Annotated in this window: 16 protein-coding genes; 6 read left to right on the plus strand and 10 right to left on the minus strand. The window is 36.0% G+C overall.

Annotation, left to right across the window (positions count from 1 at the left end; translation table 11 throughout):
* Nucleotides 1-199 precede the first annotated feature (199 nt).
* On the plus strand, nucleotides 200-832 hold the full coding sequence (locus ACFSJT_RS08515) for a hypothetical protein (RefSeq protein WP_378319830.1): 633 nt from the start codon (nucleotides 200-202) through the stop codon (nucleotides 830-832).
* A gap of 6 nt (nucleotides 833-838) precedes the next feature.
* On the opposite strand, the gene nadD is transcribed toward ACFSJT_RS08515, so the two are convergent.
* The 6 genes from nadD to ACFSJT_RS08545 all read right to left on the minus strand — a co-directional run bounded on the left by nadD (nucleotide 839) and on the right by ACFSJT_RS08545 (nucleotide 7,433).
* Nucleotides 839-1,423 carry a nicotinate (nicotinamide) nucleotide adenylyltransferase gene (nadD, locus tag ACFSJT_RS08520; protein WP_378319831.1) on the minus strand — a complete coding sequence of 195 codons (585 nt, stop codon included), beginning with the start codon at nucleotides 1,421-1,423 and terminating at the stop codon, nucleotides 839-841.
* Nucleotides 1,424-1,477: 54 nt separating this feature from the next.
* Nucleotides 1,478-2,050 (minus strand): guanylate kinase, encoded by a 573-nt coding sequence (gene gmk, locus ACFSJT_RS08525; protein ID WP_378319832.1) that lies wholly within the window; start codon nucleotides 2,048-2,050, stop codon nucleotides 1,478-1,480.
* Nucleotides 2,051-2,911 carry a YicC/YloC family endoribonuclease gene (locus tag ACFSJT_RS08530; RefSeq protein ID WP_378319833.1) on the minus strand — a complete coding sequence of 287 codons (861 nt, stop codon included), beginning with the start codon at nucleotides 2,909-2,911 and terminating at the stop codon, nucleotides 2,051-2,053. It abuts the gene before it with no gap.
* 81 nt (nucleotides 2,912-2,992) lie between these two features.
* The gene (locus ACFSJT_RS08535) at nucleotides 2,993-3,541 is read right to left on the minus strand and encodes a GNAT family N-acetyltransferase (protein WP_378319834.1); all 549 of its coding nucleotides are present in this window, start codon (nucleotides 3,539-3,541) and stop codon (nucleotides 2,993-2,995) included.
* Nucleotides 3,542-3,543: 2 nt separating this feature from the next.
* The gene (locus ACFSJT_RS08540; protein WP_378319835.1) at nucleotides 3,544-4,095 is read right to left on the minus strand and encodes a CopD family protein; all 552 of its coding nucleotides are present in this window, start codon (nucleotides 4,093-4,095) and stop codon (nucleotides 3,544-3,546) included.
* 227 nt (nucleotides 4,096-4,322) lie between these two features.
* The gene (locus ACFSJT_RS08545) at nucleotides 4,323-7,433 is read right to left on the minus strand and encodes a VPS10 domain-containing protein (RefSeq protein ID WP_378319836.1); all 3,111 of its coding nucleotides are present in this window, start codon (nucleotides 7,431-7,433) and stop codon (nucleotides 4,323-4,325) included.
* 147 nt (nucleotides 7,434-7,580) lie between these two features.
* Here ACFSJT_RS08545 and ACFSJT_RS08550 point away from each other — a divergent pair, with 147 nt between their 5' ends.
* From ACFSJT_RS08550 to ACFSJT_RS08560, 3 genes are all read left to right on the plus strand, one after another.
* Nucleotides 7,581-8,594, plus strand: coding sequence for a helix-turn-helix domain-containing protein (locus ACFSJT_RS08550; RefSeq protein WP_378319837.1), 1,014 nt, complete (start codon nucleotides 7,581-7,583; stop codon nucleotides 8,592-8,594).
* A 352-nt stretch (nucleotides 8,595-8,946) separates the two neighbouring features.
* Nucleotides 8,947-10,110, plus strand: a complete 1,164-nt coding sequence (locus ACFSJT_RS08555) for a PQQ-dependent sugar dehydrogenase (RefSeq protein ID WP_378319838.1) — start codon at nucleotides 8,947-8,949, stop codon at nucleotides 10,108-10,110.
* A 117-nt stretch (nucleotides 10,111-10,227) separates the two neighbouring features.
* The gene (locus ACFSJT_RS08560) at nucleotides 10,228-10,650 is read left to right on the plus strand and encodes a nuclear transport factor 2 family protein (RefSeq protein WP_378319839.1); all 423 of its coding nucleotides are present in this window, start codon (nucleotides 10,228-10,230) and stop codon (nucleotides 10,648-10,650) included.
* A gap of 199 nt (nucleotides 10,651-10,849) precedes the next feature.
* Here ACFSJT_RS08560 and ACFSJT_RS08565 read toward each other — a convergent pair whose 3' ends face one another.
* The 3 genes from ACFSJT_RS08565 to hemH form a co-directional block, all read right to left on the minus strand.
* The gene (locus ACFSJT_RS08565; protein WP_378319840.1) at nucleotides 10,850-12,244 is read right to left on the minus strand and encodes an MATE family efflux transporter; all 1,395 of its coding nucleotides are present in this window, start codon (nucleotides 12,242-12,244) and stop codon (nucleotides 10,850-10,852) included.
* 22 nt (nucleotides 12,245-12,266) lie between these two features.
* Nucleotides 12,267-13,319: a cyanophycinase gene (locus ACFSJT_RS08570; RefSeq protein ID WP_378319841.1), complete on the minus strand. Its 1,053-nt coding sequence runs from the start codon at nucleotides 13,317-13,319 to the stop codon at nucleotides 12,267-12,269.
* Between the two features lie 71 nt (nucleotides 13,320-13,390).
* Entirely contained in the window at nucleotides 13,391-14,422 is a 1,032-nt protein-coding gene (gene hemH / locus ACFSJT_RS08575; protein ID WP_378319842.1) for a ferrochelatase, read from the minus strand.
* 330 nt (nucleotides 14,423-14,752) lie between these two features.
* Here hemH and ACFSJT_RS08580 point away from each other — a divergent pair, with 330 nt between their 5' ends.
* Nucleotides 14,753-14,932 carry a hypothetical protein gene (locus ACFSJT_RS08580; RefSeq protein ID WP_378319843.1) on the plus strand — a complete coding sequence of 60 codons (180 nt, stop codon included), beginning with the start codon at nucleotides 14,753-14,755 and terminating at the stop codon, nucleotides 14,930-14,932.
* Between the two features lie 7 nt (nucleotides 14,933-14,939).
* Here the strand turns inward: ACFSJT_RS08580 and ACFSJT_RS08585 are convergent, their stop codons facing one another.
* Nucleotides 14,940-15,830: an AraC family transcriptional regulator gene (locus ACFSJT_RS08585; protein WP_378319844.1), complete on the minus strand. Its 891-nt coding sequence runs from the start codon at nucleotides 15,828-15,830 to the stop codon at nucleotides 14,940-14,942.
* 201 nt (nucleotides 15,831-16,031) lie between these two features.
* Here ACFSJT_RS08585 and hemA point away from each other — a divergent pair, with 201 nt between their 5' ends.
* Nucleotides 16,032-17,282, plus strand: a complete 1,251-nt coding sequence (gene hemA / locus ACFSJT_RS08590) for a glutamyl-tRNA reductase (RefSeq protein ID WP_378319845.1) — start codon at nucleotides 16,032-16,034, stop codon at nucleotides 17,280-17,282.
* Nucleotides 17,283-17,284: the final 2 nt, after the last annotated feature.

The raw sequence follows: 17,284 nt of genomic DNA on the forward strand, positions 1-17,284 counted from the left end.
TTGAAAGAAGAAACTACCGCCTTTTTAGAAAAGTGTAAGGCCGATTTTCCTTGAAAATAAGTCAAAATCTTGAAATAAAATGATAAAGACCTCTTTGAAGAAACACTAAGAGATCTTTTTTATCGTTGATTTTAAAAAACTCAGATATCATCAGAAAGAGTTTTTGTACTTTTATCGTTACTCTTAAACCAAATAAAATATGAAAGTTTTGTATAAAAATCCATTGGTTATTATTCTCATTGTACTTTCAATTTTTTGTTTTGTATATTTTAAAGAATATTTACCTTCTGTACATCTCAAAAACTTAGAACTAAGCAATATTATATCTATACTTGGTTATTTGTCTGTTATAATGTTAGTTGTAGAACAGGTTATAGAAATATTTGTATTTGATCCTAATCAAAAAACAAAGGTTAAAAACAAAAGACGGGTAGAAGAGATCAATAAATACCTAGAAAGTCTAAATGATCCAGATAATTCTATGATCGTAGATATACAATCTTTGCCTGAGGAAACAAATACAGAAAAGGTGATTAGATTAATGAAAGAAAAAAGAGAAATAGAAGATTTTTTGTTAACCCATGGTCAGCTCAGGCAACAAAGAACGATTACTATCGCTTTTGTCATTGGCTTAATACTTTCCTTATCGGGTCTACGGCTCATGTCTGGTATTATATTGCCAGAATCGGCATCAGAGCTTTCTGAAATACAAATAAAAGTCATCATCTCTATTGATATTGTTCTTACCGCAGGAATTATCGCTGGAGGAAGCGATAGAATGCATCGTCTTATAAAGAGAGCAAAGGAGATTATTGGCAATGATACTTTTTAAATACTTTTATACCTTGTAAAAGTTCATTTCATCAATGTATTGCCATACCTCATTAGGAAGTAATGGCCTCACATTTTTACCTAGAGCAATCGTTTTACGAATAAAAGTAGAAGAGATTTCCATAATTGGTGCGTCTACTCGATGTATTTTTGGATGATCCTCAAATTGGGTTTTCATCACTCCTTCAGCAATACGGGGATACACATAGATGTGGTGGTTTTCAAGAATTATTTCATAATTCTTCCATTTGTGGAAGCTTTTTAGATTATCCTCACCCATAATAAGGCTAAATTGATATTTGGGATACTGTTCCTGAAGATGCACCAGCGTATTCACTGTATAATTAGGTTGAGGTAACTTAAATTCAACATCACTGGGTTTTAGTTTTGGATAAGATTCTGTGGCGCGATATACCATTTCATATCTATGATGGTTATCGAGTAAAGAGCTTTTCTTTTTAAATGGATTATGTGGAGTTACGACCATCCAAACTTCATCAAGATCAGAAAATTCGGCTATATGATTGGCAATGGCCAGATGACCAATGTGAATTGGATTAAAGGTTCCAAAATATAATCCAACTTTTTTCATGAAAACCCTGTTTTCATTCCCGTGAAGACGGGAATCTTTTTTAAATATAAAGAATTACGCCAAAAGAAACTTTTTTACCAATTGATACACTTCTTCCTGGGCTTTTTCAAGATCATCATTAGTTACAATAGCATCAAATTGTGGGGCGGTTGCCATCTCTGTTGAAGCCTTGGCCACGCGCATATTGATTTTGTCTTCAGATTCGGTTTTACGCTTTTTTAAACGAATTTTTAATTCCTCGATACTTGGAGGCTTTACAAATATGGCCAACGTACGATCGGGATAAATTCTTTTAATATCCAAGCCTCCAACTACATCAATATCAAAAATCACATGTTTGCCACTATCCCAGAGACGTTGCACTTCAGATTTTAAAGTCCCATAAAAATTGTCCCGATATACTTCTTCCCACTCTAAAAATTCATCGGCTTTGATCTTATCTTTAAACTCGCGCAGGGACAAGAAATAATAATCTTTACCGTGTACTTCTGCTCCGCGAGGTTCTCTAGATGCTGCCGAGATTGAGAATCCAAGATTGAGTTCTTTTTTATTTAATAAATGCCTAACTAACGTTGTTTTTCCACTACCAGACGGTGCAGAAAGTACAATAAGCTTACCTTGGTTCATTTATAAAACGTTAAGTAATTGTTCTTTAATTTTTTCGAGTTCGTCTTTCATCTGTACAACCAATTGTTGCATCGGGGCATAGTTGGATTTACTACCGATGGTATTAATTTCCCGACCTATTTCCTGAGTGATAAAACCTAATTTTTTTCCGTTAGAATCATCAGAGTCAAGGGTGGTAGTGAAATATTTGACGTGATTAGCCAATCGCACCTTTTCTTCGGTGATATCAAATTTTTCCAGATAATAGATCAGTTCTTGCTCAAATCGATTTTGATCTACTTCTTCTTTAAGATCAGAAACCGCTTTGTGTAACCGCTCTCGTACCCCTTCTATTCGTTCTGGATCCATAGCAATTACTTTTTCAAGTAAATCACCAATATTTTTAATCCTTAAATCAAAATCCTTTTCCAGAGCCTTGCCTTCATCAATTCTATACGAATCAATTTTAACTAAGGCTTCGATAAGGGCCTTATTGATCGCTTTAAACTCTTCTTCGTCGATTTCCTCTCTCACAGTTTTTAAAGAATCTGGCATACGAACAGCCATTTTCAGAAGTTCGGTGACATCACCAGAAGCATCAATGGCCTCTAATTGTTTGATATAATCTTTAACAACGGCTTCATTAATTTTTGTCGAGGTTTCTTCGGCTGTGATTTCAACATATAATCCAAAGTCTACTTTGCCTCTTACCAAAGATTTTGCAATGGTGTTACGCATTTGCAATTCTTTTTCACGATACTGAGAAGGAATTCTGGCATTTAGATCTAGATTTTTACTATTAAGCGACTTTACTTCGATAGTAATTTTTTTTGTAGGTAGCTGAAGGATTGATTTCCCGAAGCCGGTCATCGATTTGATCATAAAACTGTGGTAAAAAGTTGCACGAAGATACGAAGTAATTACGAATGCAGTATGATGAATAATAAAAGTTGAAGTAATAAACTAATAAACACTGGTGGTCATTATAATCTTATCGATGAACTTGTTTTTTTCGAGGAAAAAACCTTTAATCTTTCCTGATTCCCGAAAACCCATTTTACGGTACAAAGCTATCCCTGACATATTAGTTGTATAAACTTCTAACCAAATTATTCTTAGTAATTTATTCTGTTTTGCCCAGTCTAATACATTTTGAATTAGAATAGTACCTATTCCTTGATTTTGCCATTGTGTATGAATGCCCATTCCCAGTACTGCAGTATGTTGTATTTTCTTGCGCCAGCTTCCGGTCAGATCAATGTTTCCAATAAGAACTCCATTATTTTCGGCTACCAAAAGAAGACTGTTATTTTGGTTTTGATAGCTTTGGATGAGTTCTTTTTCTTCACCTTCATCATTTGGATATTCATAACCAAACAAAGGAAGGGTATCTGTATTTTTTATATATTGTAGTTTGAGTCGAAGAAGTTGATTTGCATCTTCAGGACTAGCTTCTCGTATTAGAATTGATTGACTAGATTTGGACTGATATGTTTTTGAAGAATAATCCAAGACTATGCGTTTGGATTTTTATCACGAATCTTTTTATATAATTTAATACCCAGCATTAGTAAAATGGATAATAGTACAATTCCGACTACTCCATATATCCAGTTTACGGCATCGCGAACAATCACCAAAAAGATTACAGAGAATAAAATGATCGTAGACCCTTCATTCCATATACGCATTTGATTGGACGACCATTTCATGATATCTACCTGAAGTTGTTTGTGGATTTGGTGACATTTGAGGTGATATGCAAAAAGTAACACTATAAATCCTAACTTAACATGCATCCAGGGTTGTTGTAACCAGGCTGGCATTAAAATTAGTAGCCAAATCGCAAAAAGTGTAGCCAAAATTGCAGAAGGCCAAGTTATGATAAACCACAACCGCTTGGCCATTAATTTAAGCTGTTTGCCTAATATTTCTTTTTCTGGTGAAGGTTTTTGAAAAGCTTCAATCTGGTATACAAACAATCTGGGGATATAAAATAGCCCTGCAAACCAAGTGATTACAAAAATCAGGTGCAGGGCTTTTATGTAATTATAATATTCGAGCATTTATTAGGCTAAGATTACTGGCAAGTCACATGGATTGGAGTCAAGGTGTAAATGAGTAAAATTGTCCCTCGACTCCGCTCGGGATGACAGCGCCCTTTAAATTAGATTCAAAGGTATAAAATAATCAGGTACTGTCACCTCGAGCGTAGTCGAGATACATTAAACACTTAAAAGTTTAAATTTTCCCTTGACTTTGCTTGGGATGACAGTGGTGCAATCCATACACTTTATTCCACAAAAAGATAATTAAGTTGCAAGGTATTAAACGCTGCATTAAATGCTGCAATTTCTTTTGAAATTAATGTATCAAATGCCTGCAATTGCTCTTCTATCTTTTTAGAGAGTTCATTTTTTACTGCAATATCCTGCTCTGTAGGGCCAAAATCACCCATGCCCACCAAAGAATTGAGGTGCCCTAACTTGTTGGTTAACTTAATTGGGAAGTTGAGTGGATCCTGATTGCTCTTATTTTTGGTTTGGTACAAAGCTTTTTCAATCTCACCAAACTGTTTTTGTAATTCTGAAGCCTTTTTTACCAAATCTTTGGTCTTTTCTTCATCTTTATATTGTTTTTCAAATGCCTTGAGCTGTGTATTGATCTTTCTGATTTTTTTAATTGATTTATGCGCTCTGTCTACAGTTTCATTGATACTGGTAATAAAATCAAATTGTGCTTGCATTTGTGGTAACGTTGCTTCTGTCCTGGGATCAGCTACTATGGTAAAAGGCTGTTTGGAAACTTCTGTTTTATTTACACTCAAGCTTACTGTGTAGTTACCTGGTACCGCCTTTGGACCATTAAGATTAGCCCACCATAGAATCATTCCTTTTAGTTTTTCTGCTCCGTCACCTCTCATATTCCAGGTAAACTTATTAGCTCCTTTTTCAATATCTTTTAATTTGTTTTTTTCTTCTTTGGATTTAGTGCTAAAAGATTTGATCGTATCATTTTTGATATTGAAATAGGTAAGTGAAATGGTATCTTTTTCTTTGTCGAAATTCTTAAGATAAAAATAGGTCATCACTCCAGCCGGATGATTCGTACCTTCAGTTTTAGAATTTTTAATACTTCCCCCGGCCATTCGATATGCTTTTTTTGGCTGATACAAAATATAATCCTTTGTTTTTAGGTTATTGTTTAGTTGATGTAAAACGGTAAGGTCGTCGATAATCCAAAGGCTTCGGCCTTGTGTTGCAACAATAAGATTGTTTTCTTTGATGGTAAGATCAGTAATGGGTACAATTGGTAAATTTAGCTGAAAAGATTGCCAGTTTTTTCCATCATCAAAAGAGACGTACATGCCGGTTTCCGTTCCAGCATATAATAACCCCTTACGTTTGGGATCTTCACGTAAAACACGTGTAAAATGTTCTGGTGCGATTCCATTCGTAATTTTGGTCCAAGATTTACCGTAATCTGTAGTTTTGTAGAGATACGGAGCAAAATCACCAGATTTGTATTTGGTTCCTGCAATGTAGCAGGTGCCTTGGTTAAAAGCACTAGGTTCGATACTGTTGATCATCATCCATTCGGGCATGCCTTTTGGAGTCACGTTATTCCATGTTTTTCCTCCGTCCTGACTTACATGAACCAATCCGTCATCGCTTCCTACCCATAGCAATCCCTCTTTTAGCGGGCTTTCGGCTGCAGCAAAAATGGTACAGTAGTACTCTACCGAAGTATTATCCTGTGTAATAGGTCCGCCAGATGATTTTAATTTTTCAGGGTCGTTTCTGGTTAGATCCGGGCTAATTACCTCCCAGCTTTGCCCTTCATTTTCGGTAACATGTACGTGATTCGAGAAGGTATATAATTTGTTAGGATTATGTTTTGAGAATAGGATCGGGAAATTCCACTGAAAGCGATATTTCATATCCTCGGCGCCATGCCCCATAGGATTATCTGGCCAAACGCTTACCGATCGAACGGTTTCAGTCTTGTGATTAACACGGGTTAAAAATCCATCGTAACTACCGCCATATACGATATCATTGTTTTTAGGATCGACAGCTATATGAGCCGATTCTCCACCTGCGGTGCGTTCCCAATCATCATCAGAAATTGAAGAACCGGTACTCCTATGGTTAATACGTATGGTTGAGTTGTCTTGTTGTGCCGCATAAATACGATACGGAAAACTATTATCTGTAGTTACGCGATAAAACTGTGAAGTTGGTTGGTTGTGGTACGTGCTCCATGTTTCTCCACCATCATACGTGATTTGAGCACCACCGTCATCCCCAATAATCATACGATTTGAATTTTCTGGCGCGATCCAAAGATCGTGATGATCCCCATGCGGAGCTCTGTAACTACTAAAGTTTTTTCCGCCGTCTTTACTTTTATGGTACGAAACGTTTACAACATACACCACATCTTTATCTTTTGGATCGGCATAGATTCGGGAATAGTACCAGGCACGTTGGCGTAGACCACGATCACTATTTAATAGATTCCAGGTTTCACCACTATCGTCACTACGATATACACCTCCTTTTTCTTTGTTTTCAACAATGGCCCAAACACGTTCGCTATCTACTGGTGAAACGGTAACTCCCATAATCCCCAGAGTGTCTTTGGCAAAACCTTTATTTTTTGAGATTTCTTTCCAGGTTTCACCACTATCAGTACTTTTCCATAAGGCAGAACCGTCACCACCAGAACTTAGACTATATGGAGTTCTTCTGGCGTTCCAGGTAGAGGCATACAAAATCCTTGGGTTATTGGGGTCCAGCGTTAAGTCTACAGCTCCGGCATCGGGATTAGCAAAAAGCACTTTGATCCATGTTTTACCACCATCAGTACTTTTGTAAACACCTCGATCTTGCGTAGGTTTATAAATATTTCCTAATACCGCTGCATAAACAATATCTGGATTGGTTGGATGAATCGTTATTCTGGGGATATGCCTACTTTTTGGGAGACCGGATTGCACCCATGTTTTACCGGCATCTACACTTTTCCATATACCGTACCCTGAAGATACATTACCGCGAAGTGTTTTCTCGCCTCCACCTACATAGATCACATTGGGATCACTTTTGGACACCGAAATAGAACCGATAGAACCCCCAAAAAATCCATCTGAAATGTTTTCCCAGGTACGACCACCATCGGTTGTTTTCCAGATACCACCGCCTGTAGCTCCAAAATAAAACAAGTTTGGTTTGTTGGGAACACCAGTCACAGCAGCACTTCTCCCGCCTCGAAATGGTCCTATTAAACGATACTCGAGAGCATCATAGAGCTCTTGGTTATAGGTTTGAGAATTGGTTGTAAAAATACTTCCGAAAGCGAAAAAGAGTACACAAAGTACTCTATAGAAATGTGAGTGCATGGTTAGTTGAGTTTTAGTTAAAATACCTTAGCATTTTATACATGTAGATTTGATGGGACACTAAAGTCTGGAATTAAAAATAATTTTAAAAGATTTTCACGTAATTTTAACCTTGTATACGATCAGATCATTCTTAAATTTGAAGTAATGCTTCAACAGGGTTTCATATTAGTACTTAGCTGTCTTGGTGTTATCCAGGCTATGTTTCTGTGCTTTTACTTATTTACTTTAAAAAAAGGAAATAGAAGGGCTAATCGGTTCCTAGCTTTTATTTTATTAGCATTAACGATTCGTATAGGCAAATCTGTATTTCATTACTATATCGAGGTAGATCCAAGAATTAGAAATTTAGCCATTTCTACCATTTTGGCAGTAGGGCCTTTTTTGTTGTTTTATGGGAAGTCACTTTTTGAAAGACAAAGCACTTTTTCAAGCCAACAATATTTACATTTGTTACCCTTTGGATTGTTTGTTCTATTCAGCCCAATAATTCCAAATAGAGGAGATTTGGAGTCCTATTTTGCCTATGGGCTGGTTTTTGTTCATCTCGGAATTTATCTGAGTATTTGTTGGTGGCATATTTTAAAGGTAAAAGACCAAATTACACCGCAGCTTTTAAAATGGTATCGCAATATCGTAATCGGAGTGAGCCTGATCTGGATTTTATATGTTGGAATTTTGATGAGATGGATTCCATTCTATATTTTGGGTGCGATTTCTTTTTCATTCTTAACGTATCTGTTTTCATACCTTTTATTGAAGCGGCATATATTTACTTTAGAGAAATATAGCAATTCTAGTATTGACAGGCGAACTTCACAAAAAATGCTTCAACAGGTAAAGAGTTTGCTGGAAGAAAATGAAGTATATCTGGACAGTGGTATTTCTTTAAATAGCATTGCACAGAAACTTTCTGTAACTCCACGAGAATTGTCACAGGTGATTAATGAAAATGAACAAAAGAATTTCTCTGAATTCATTAATCACTATCGCATCCAAAAAGCGAAAACCTTCTTGATCGACCCTAAGTATTCTAATGAAAAAATTGCCACGATTGCCTATGATTGCGGATTTGGTAACGTAACTTCTTTTAATCTGGCTTTTAAAGCTGAAACTGAAATTACCCCAACGCAATACAGAAATAGGTTTAGAGTTGCTTGAGTTTTAGAATTAACTCAAGTACTAGTATCTTTTTAATAAACATTTTGGAGTTCCTTCTCCTTGGGGAGAAGGTCAGGATGAGGGAATTTTCATATCAAAAGCCCTCACCTTAGTCCTCTCCCAGAGGGAGAGGAAACTGTTATTTTGATAATAAATTATTAACTAGCATTTGATTTATTTGAAAGCCAAAATTCTTCAAAAAAGGACTTTTTACCTCTTCGAAAAAACCTTAGTTTATTCGAAGAGTTTCTTTCTTCAAAACCCCAATAATTCATTTTAAAAATCATGTTTTTTAAAGGCTTTTGAACAAAATCTTCCCATTTTGCGATTGAAAAACACCAAAAATCAAAAAATGAAAAAACTTGTTTTCCTATTATTTCTCACGGCCATAGTAGGTTGTGGCAAAGAGAAAAAACTGGTTCATGTTTCAACCAAAACAAAACCTATTAAGGAAGTTATTGTTGATAGCCTGAAACATCCCTGGAGTATAGCCTTTCTTTCTGAAGAAGAGGTATTGGTTTCGGAAAAGGATGGTGATCTTTTAAAGGTAAGTCTTTCTTCAAAAAAGAAAAAAGTGATCAAGGGATTTCCTCGTGATTTGACAGATAGTATTCGCGTAGTTTGGCGGGGGGATAACTCAGGTATTTTTGAAGTACTACTACATCCAGATTTCAAAAACAACAATCAAATATATCTTTCGTACGCAGCCAAGAAATTAAATAAGGGGAGTGCTACAAAAGTTGTTAGAGCTGCTTTGCATAACGACTCTTTGATTGATATAAAAACTATACTCGAAGCAGGACCATACCTAAAAGAGTATCATCATTATGGTGGCGGAATGACTTTTGGAACTGATGGTAAACTTTATATTACGATAGGAGAACGATTGTTTAAGGAAATTGACGAGCCTAAAATTCCTATAGCGCAAGACTTGAAAGACAAACGGGGTAAAATCTATCGTCTTCATACCGATGGTAATATTCCTGATGATAATCCAGATTTTGGTAAGGAAGCTGTACCCGGATTGTACGCATTGGGTATTAGAGCGGCACAAGGAATCACAGTGCAGCCCGAAACAGGCGAAATATGGTTTAGTGAGCACGGCACACGACAGGGGGATGAAGTAAATCAACTAAAAGCTGGAGCAAATTATGGATGGCCGATTATCACTACCGGGGGATATCGAAGTCGAGACTACGTGCCTCCAATTATTGAAGAAGCGGTTTTTACTGATCCCATTTGGTACTGGCAACATACGGTAGCACCAACCGGGCTTATGTTTTATACCGGGGATGAGTTTCCAGAATGGAAAAATGATCTCCTGGTACCGGGATTATCAAAAGGAAGCCTATGGCGATTTAGAATAGAAAATGATACGATCAAAAGTGCAGAGGAATTATTTATTGATGATCGCGTGCGATCCAGAAAAGTTGCTCAAAGTCCCGAAGGAAAGTTGTATATGCTTACCGATGAAGATAATGGTAAAATAGTTAGGATCAAAAACAAAACAAATTAGCTGTTTTCTCGATCCAATTTGAAAGATTTTGATATTTTTTTGCACCTTAACTCAGCTTGTACATAGCGAAGTCGAAGTGCTCGATACCAATGTAATTTATACTAAAAACTAGAAAACATGAAAATCTATTTTTTAACAACTCTTTTTTTAATATTTAGTAGCATAATTGTTGCTCAGTCCGAAGAAGATCAAATTAAAGCAGTAATTAATAAATATCTTGAAGGAACCTCATATAACAAGCCTTCCACTATTAAAGAAGCTTTTTATAAGCAAGCTACTCTATTTCTTTCTCATAAAGAAAAACCAGTATGGATCGTATCGGTGTCAGAATATGCATCTTGGTTTGAAAAAAAGGAATCTGGGAAATTCAATGGTAGAACAGGAAAAATTTTATCTGTAGATCAAGAAAATGATATTGCAACGGCAAAAGCTGAAATTCTATCCAAGGGAAAAGACATACGATATGTAGATATTTTTATACTGAAGAAAATTAATGGTGAGTGGAAAATTATAAGTAAAGCTGCAACAAGAACGAAGTAAAAGATTGACTAATTTATGTTAACAATCCTTGTACAAGTAATATTCTGAGTTCCTTCTCCTTGGACGACGTTGTGGTAGCAATGAGCGAGGTGAAGCTAGGTGTTAGGATGAGGGGTTTTCAAATCAAAAACCCTCACCTTAATCCTCTCCCAGAGGGAGAGGAAACTATGCTTTTATAGAAGGATAACCTTAACATCAATTAGTTAACCGGTTTAGGAGTAATAAGTGTTTTTCGTATCTCTCGATTCAAGAAATATGCGGTAACAAGAGTCGCTAATACATCGGCAATAGGGAATGAAATCCAAACTCCTAATTCTCCATAAAATTTGGGTAAAATCAAGATTAGCGGAATAAAAAAGAACCCCTGTCTGGATAGTGTAAGTAATAAGGCGGGAGTAGCTTTGCCAATCGCTTGAAAATATGCAGCACCAATTAGTTGCAAGGCAATAATTGGTGTTGCTGCAAATACCCAGCGCATAGGTTTCGCAGTATGAGTTAGAACAAATTGATTTAAAGCCAGCTCTTTTTCACTAAGATCTGGGTTTTTGCTTAGGAATAGCGCAGTAATTTCTTCTGGAAAAATCATTAATCCAATAAAAACCAAAGTTGCTAGAAACGCAGCATATTTTATTGCGGTATTTATAGATTCTCTTACACGGGGATATTGTTGTGCACCATAATTGTATCCCGCAATGGGCAAAAACCCTTGAGTAACTCCAAAAACAGGAAATAAGGCAAACATGAGCATTCTTCCGATAATTGCATAAACTGCCACCAACCCTTCTTGCCCAAGATTAAATAAAATGTTATTCATTAGTAAGTACGTAATACTTACGACAGCTTGTCTTGCAAGGGTAACACCACCCAGAGAAGCAATTTCAGAAACAATTTCTTTTTGTAACCCAAAATGACGAAAACTGAGTTTAAGTTCTGAGTTTTTTGAAGAGAAAAACCAGAAGATATATAAAAAACAAGCCAGATACGATCCTGTGGTTGCCCAGGCTGCGCCGTGCATGCCCATATCCAGTAGATTAATAAAAACATAATCCATTAATAAATTACCTACCGTAGGAATGATCATGGCGATCATCGCAAATTTGGGTTTGCCTTCGGCACGTATGACAGTATTCCCCATCATTGCAAATCCTAAAATAGGAACTCCATATAAAACTATAGTGTAGTAAATCTTTGCCGGATCAAAAATATCACCTTTTCCTCCAAATTTTGGGATGATTTCGTCTACAAATAGTAACCCGATAACTACCAGGGATATGGTGCAGATTAAGGTAAGAATTACTTGATTTCCAAAGGTATGTAGTGCCTTTTCTGTATTATCGGCCCCTAGAGCACGGGAGATAATACTCGAACCACCTATTCCTATTGCCATACCTAGAGCAGCGATAAAAAAGGAGACTGGTAATACAACGTTAATAGCAGCAATAGCTATAGAACCAATCCAATTTCCAACAAAAATCGAATCGATTAGAATATTTAATGACATAACTAAAATCCCTATAGAAGCAGGAACAGCCTGTTTGATCAATAATTTTCCAACAGATTCGGTTCCTAATGCTTCAGAAGTGACTTTTGCCATTAATTAGGTTGTTTTTTTACGTTTAATATGATACTCTAAGTCTTCCTCGATCTACGTAGTAATATTGCCAATCACCTCCAGAACCTGTGGTCCAAAGATCCAGCATAAAATAACTAGTCCCAGAGTTGTTTCCTAATACTTTGTAAGTTTCGACTGCCCTTCGCTCTCGATACCAATCTAGAGAACGCCTTGGCTGGCATCTTTCTGGCCCATATAAGTATTGATTAAGAAAAAAGGCATATCCTTCGCCGAATACTTGTGCTTTTCCATGTTCATCGATACAAACAGCCGTTCTTTCGTCTATCCCAATTCCTTTTCCTCGTATTCCCCAGTCTTTATTAATTCGTGCCAAAAAAGTAATATGACGTCCTCTTCGATCAGGATCGTCGTAATGAGTATCCGTTATCACATTTCTTAGATACGGATTATCAATAAAATTATGTTTTTGAAGTGTTAAATTCTTGTGATAAGGATTTCTTAGTGCGTCTTCAGATCGAATGGTTCCGTTCATAGCATCAAAATATATTCCGCCTTGTATGGCACACCCTGCACTTGTACCTCCGATGACTACTTTTTTAGTATTTCGAAGATAATTTAAAGCAGCTTCAACCTTTGTGTCCTTCCAGTATTGAACATAGTTGTATTGATCTCCACCTGCAATAAAAACAGCCTCAGCATTACGGATGGTATTTTCGACAGACAATGAGTTAGCTTTTTCTCTAGAGTCGATAAGTAAGGTCTCTACAGAATTTACGTTCCCCAGATCAAAAAGATACTGGTTATAAGCATCAGTTCCTGTGGATCGAAGCACTACTATATCTCCACCACCTGATTTATTAATCATCCATAACATTGCTGCATCTACATCGGTGCTTCCACCCATCAAAAGAGTTCCGGCAGAGGTGCTTGCATCAACATCACCAGAATCACCCACAATCCCAATAGAGGCTTCAATATTTTTTTTGCTGTATGGAGTAGTTTGAGGTGAGGCCTTAATAATTTCTTGGTTTTCGCAAGAAGATATTCCTATAGAAAAAACAATAACCGTAAGCAATGAAAAGTGTGCATTTTTCATAAATTGTTGAGTTAGTTAAAAAAAGAACTCCCTAAAATAGCTAAAATAAATTTGTCTCGTCTATATTGAGGCTAAACCGGAGTTTCAACAGAAATCCACTCATTAACCCAATTTGCCAAAACATCTGCCCATTCATCGCGATCATTAAGACAAGGAATGGTTGTAAATTCTTTTCCGCCGACTTCGTGAAAAATTTCTTCACCTTCCATGGCAATCTCTTCAAGGGTTTCTAAACAATCTGAAACGAATGCCGGAGTAACAATCGCCATTTTTTTAGTGCCTTCTTTTCCCATTCTCTCAATGGTTCGATCAGTATAGGGTTGTAACCATGGATCAAATCCTAAACGAGATTGAAAGGAGGTAGAATAAGTACCTTCTTTTAAATTTAACTTCTCTGCAACTTGCTTTGTGGTTTCATAACACTGATGTCGATAGCAAAATTCGTGCGCCGGGGATGGGGTTTGACAACATGAACCATCTATTTTACAATGAGATTTGGTAATATCACTTTTTCTGATATGCCTTTCTGGAACACCGTGATAAGAAAACAACAGATGTTCATACTCTAGATTTTCTAATTTTTCACCAATACTATTTGATAAGACATCAATATATTCAGACTCATTATAAAAAGCTGGGACATCTGTAAATTTCATATTTGGAAAGTGTTCTTGCCTAAGTTCTTCTGCAAGCACCAGTATAGTTTCTGTTGTTGCCATTGCAAATTGAGGATATAACGGTATGATCATCACCTCATCCACACCTTTGTCATGTAATTCTTGTAATCCTTTTTTGATACTCATAGAGCCATAACGCATGGCCAAACCTACGGGTATCGAAGTGCGAGCGGCAACTTTTTTTTGTAATCTTTCTGAAAGAACAATAAGGGGAGAACCTTCATCCCACCATATTTTTTTATAAGCTGCTGCAGACTTTTTAGGCCTGGTGTTCAAAATAATTCCTTTAACTAGTAAGTTTCTTGCCCACAGAGGAACATCAATCACTCTGGGGTCCATCAAAAACTCACCAAGGTATTTCTTAACATCTTTAGGATCTGTGCTATCCGGGGATCCAAGATTTACAAGAAGAACTCCTTTACTCATAATTTTTCTTTTTTCATAAACAAAAATACAAACTATAAAGGGTTATGATACTAAAAACCATAAGAGTTTTTGATACAAGGATTTATAAATGTTACTGTGAGAACCGTTTAGATTTTCTAAAAAACAATCAACCTTATAAATACGTTAAATTCTGATAAACTGAAAGTTGACTGATTTTATTTTAGTACTTTTAGATGGAATAAAAAAAGCAAGATGAACCCGATTCAATTAAGAAAGATTTAGTCTTCAAAAACTATTTTTTTTAATTGTTTATCCTGTGTATACAGATATGGGTTGCATGTGACCGTTAACAAACAATAATTAGAACACATGAAACGTATAATCGTAGACGTTGAAAAAGACAAACTACCTTTTGTTTTGGAATTACTAGAGCAATTCGATTTCGTCTCTGTATTGGTAGATACTACAGAAGAAGATCAAGGAATGTATGACTCAATAGTATCTTTACAAAAAGGAGTGGGAATTCCCAGAGTGGAATCAGCAGACTAGATGGTCTTTAATTAAGACTCATCACATATTTTTTTGGAGTAGTGCCAAATTTCTTTTTAAATGCGGCAATAAAATGGCTTGCCGTACTGTATCCAACCTTCAGGCCTACTTCATTTACATTATGACTTCCTGATGCGAGCAATTGTCGGGCTACCTCCATTTTGTAATCAAACAAGAAAGCATAGACTGGTTCACCATAGATTTGTTTAAAACCATCTTTTAATTTTTTTAATGGCAATCCTATTTCTTTAGATAATTCCTGCAAAGTAGGAGGTTCTGCCATTCTTGCAATGATAATTTCTTTGGCTTTTCTAATTTTTAATACATTTTCTTCGTCGACCAGAAAAGGACATTGCTCTGTATCTGCATCTTCCGGCCGATTAAAATATAGACTTAACAGTTCATAAGCCTTCCCCTTGAAATATAATAGTTTAATAGACCGATGAAGACTATAATTCATTATTTGATTTAAAACTACTGCCATCGAAGGTGAAATACTGGCATCGGTATAGTATTTTCTATCGCGATTGCCCTCACCAAGAAAAGGAATAAAGCCTGCCTCTCGAGAAAATAAAGAATGGAATTTCTTAATAGAAATAAGAATCGTAATTAACCAGGAATCTTTTTCCATTTCAAGGTTCATGGGTAAATCTCGTTGCGGATTATACAGTAAAAGAGAGTTTTCTTCAATAAGATTGATGGCATAGCTCCCGTTGTTAAAATTGAACTTGATAGCTCCTTTTATACAGAAGTGAAATTGAATGAAGTTACTATTAATATCACGTATAACTCTTTGATTATCATGAGTTTCGTTTTGAAATTTTAAAATTAAAAAACCGTCTTCAATCTGAGTTTCCTCTAAAATCCCTGGAGCGTTATTTTTTAGTTCAATTTCCATAATGGCAAATACATTTTATTTAGAAACAATTTAAACTATCGAGAAAAGTTTTGTTCGATTGTAGCAAAAATAAAGGTTTTAGACGATTTTAAGGTAAAAAACTATCGATAATACCACATTCCGTTACTTATTATTCTTCTAGCGTTATTTTTTAAGGATTTTGTAAAATACTTTTGCCTCAGTAAACGGAATAAAAAATACATGGAGCCCCATCTGCGAGCCAAAGGAAAACATTTTTATACAATCGGTCTTAGTTACAAGAAAGCTGATGCCGAGGTGAGAGGTCATTTTAGTATTGGAAATGAGGCCAAAAAAAATATCCTTTTACAAGCTAAAGAAGAGGGAATTTCTTCTCTTATTGTTATTTCTACTTGCAATAGAACCGAATTATATGGTTTTGCAGAGCATCCTTTTCAGTTAATCAAATTACTTTGTGAACATACACACGGTACGATAGAAGAATTTGAGAAAGTAGCCTATGTTCATAAAAATAGTGCTGCTGTTGCTCACCTTTTTAAGGTGGGTACCGGGCTGGATAGCCAGATTCTTGGTGATTTTGAAATTATTAGCCAATTAAAAATAAGCTTTAAGCAATCCAAGAAAGAGGAAATGGTAAACCCTTTTATGGAACGTTTGGTGAATGCAGTGATTCAAGCAAGTAAAAGGATTAAGAATGAAACCGAGATTTCTAGTGGTGCTACTTCAGTAAGTTTTGCAGCGGTACAATATATACTAGCAAGAGTACCTTATGTTTCTGACAAGAATTTATTGCTTTTTGGTACTGGAAAGATAGGAAGAAACACCTGTGAAAATCTAGTAAAACATACCAAGAACGATCATATCGTTTTAGTCAATAGAACTAAGACCAAAGCAGAAGAAATTGCAGGAAAGTTTAATCTTGTAGTAAAAGACTACGCTAACATTCAGTCTGAAATTGCAACTTCTGACGTACTTATTGTAGCTACAGGAGCACAAAAACCTACAATTTCTAAAGAATTGATCCATTCTGAGAAGCCCTTGCTTATTTTGGATTTGTCTATTCCAAGAAATGTAGCGGTCGATGTCACAGAGTTGCCCAATGTGACCCTGGTACACCTGGATGATCTTTCTAAAATGACCGATCGGACATTGCAACGTCGAAAAGAGCATATCCCAAAAGCCGAAACTATTATTGAAGAGATAAAAGTAGAGTTCGACAATTGGTTGGAAACTAGAAAATTTGCACCAACCATCAAAGCCTTAAAAAACAAACTAACTTCATTAAAAGAAGCAGAGATTAATCTGCAACGCAAGAAGTATTCAGATTTTGATGAAGAACAGGCAGATATTATCAGTAGCAGAATAATCCAGAAAATTACCAATCACTTTGCCAATCATCTTAAAGATGAAAACACTTCGGCAGATGAAAGTTTAGAACTGATTCAGAAAGTTTTCCAATTACAAAACAAATAGTC

Source organism: Aquimarina celericrescens (genome assembly GCF_042682765.1).
Classification (GTDB): domain Bacteria; phylum Bacteroidota; class Bacteroidia; order Flavobacteriales; family Flavobacteriaceae; genus Aquimarina; species Aquimarina celericrescens.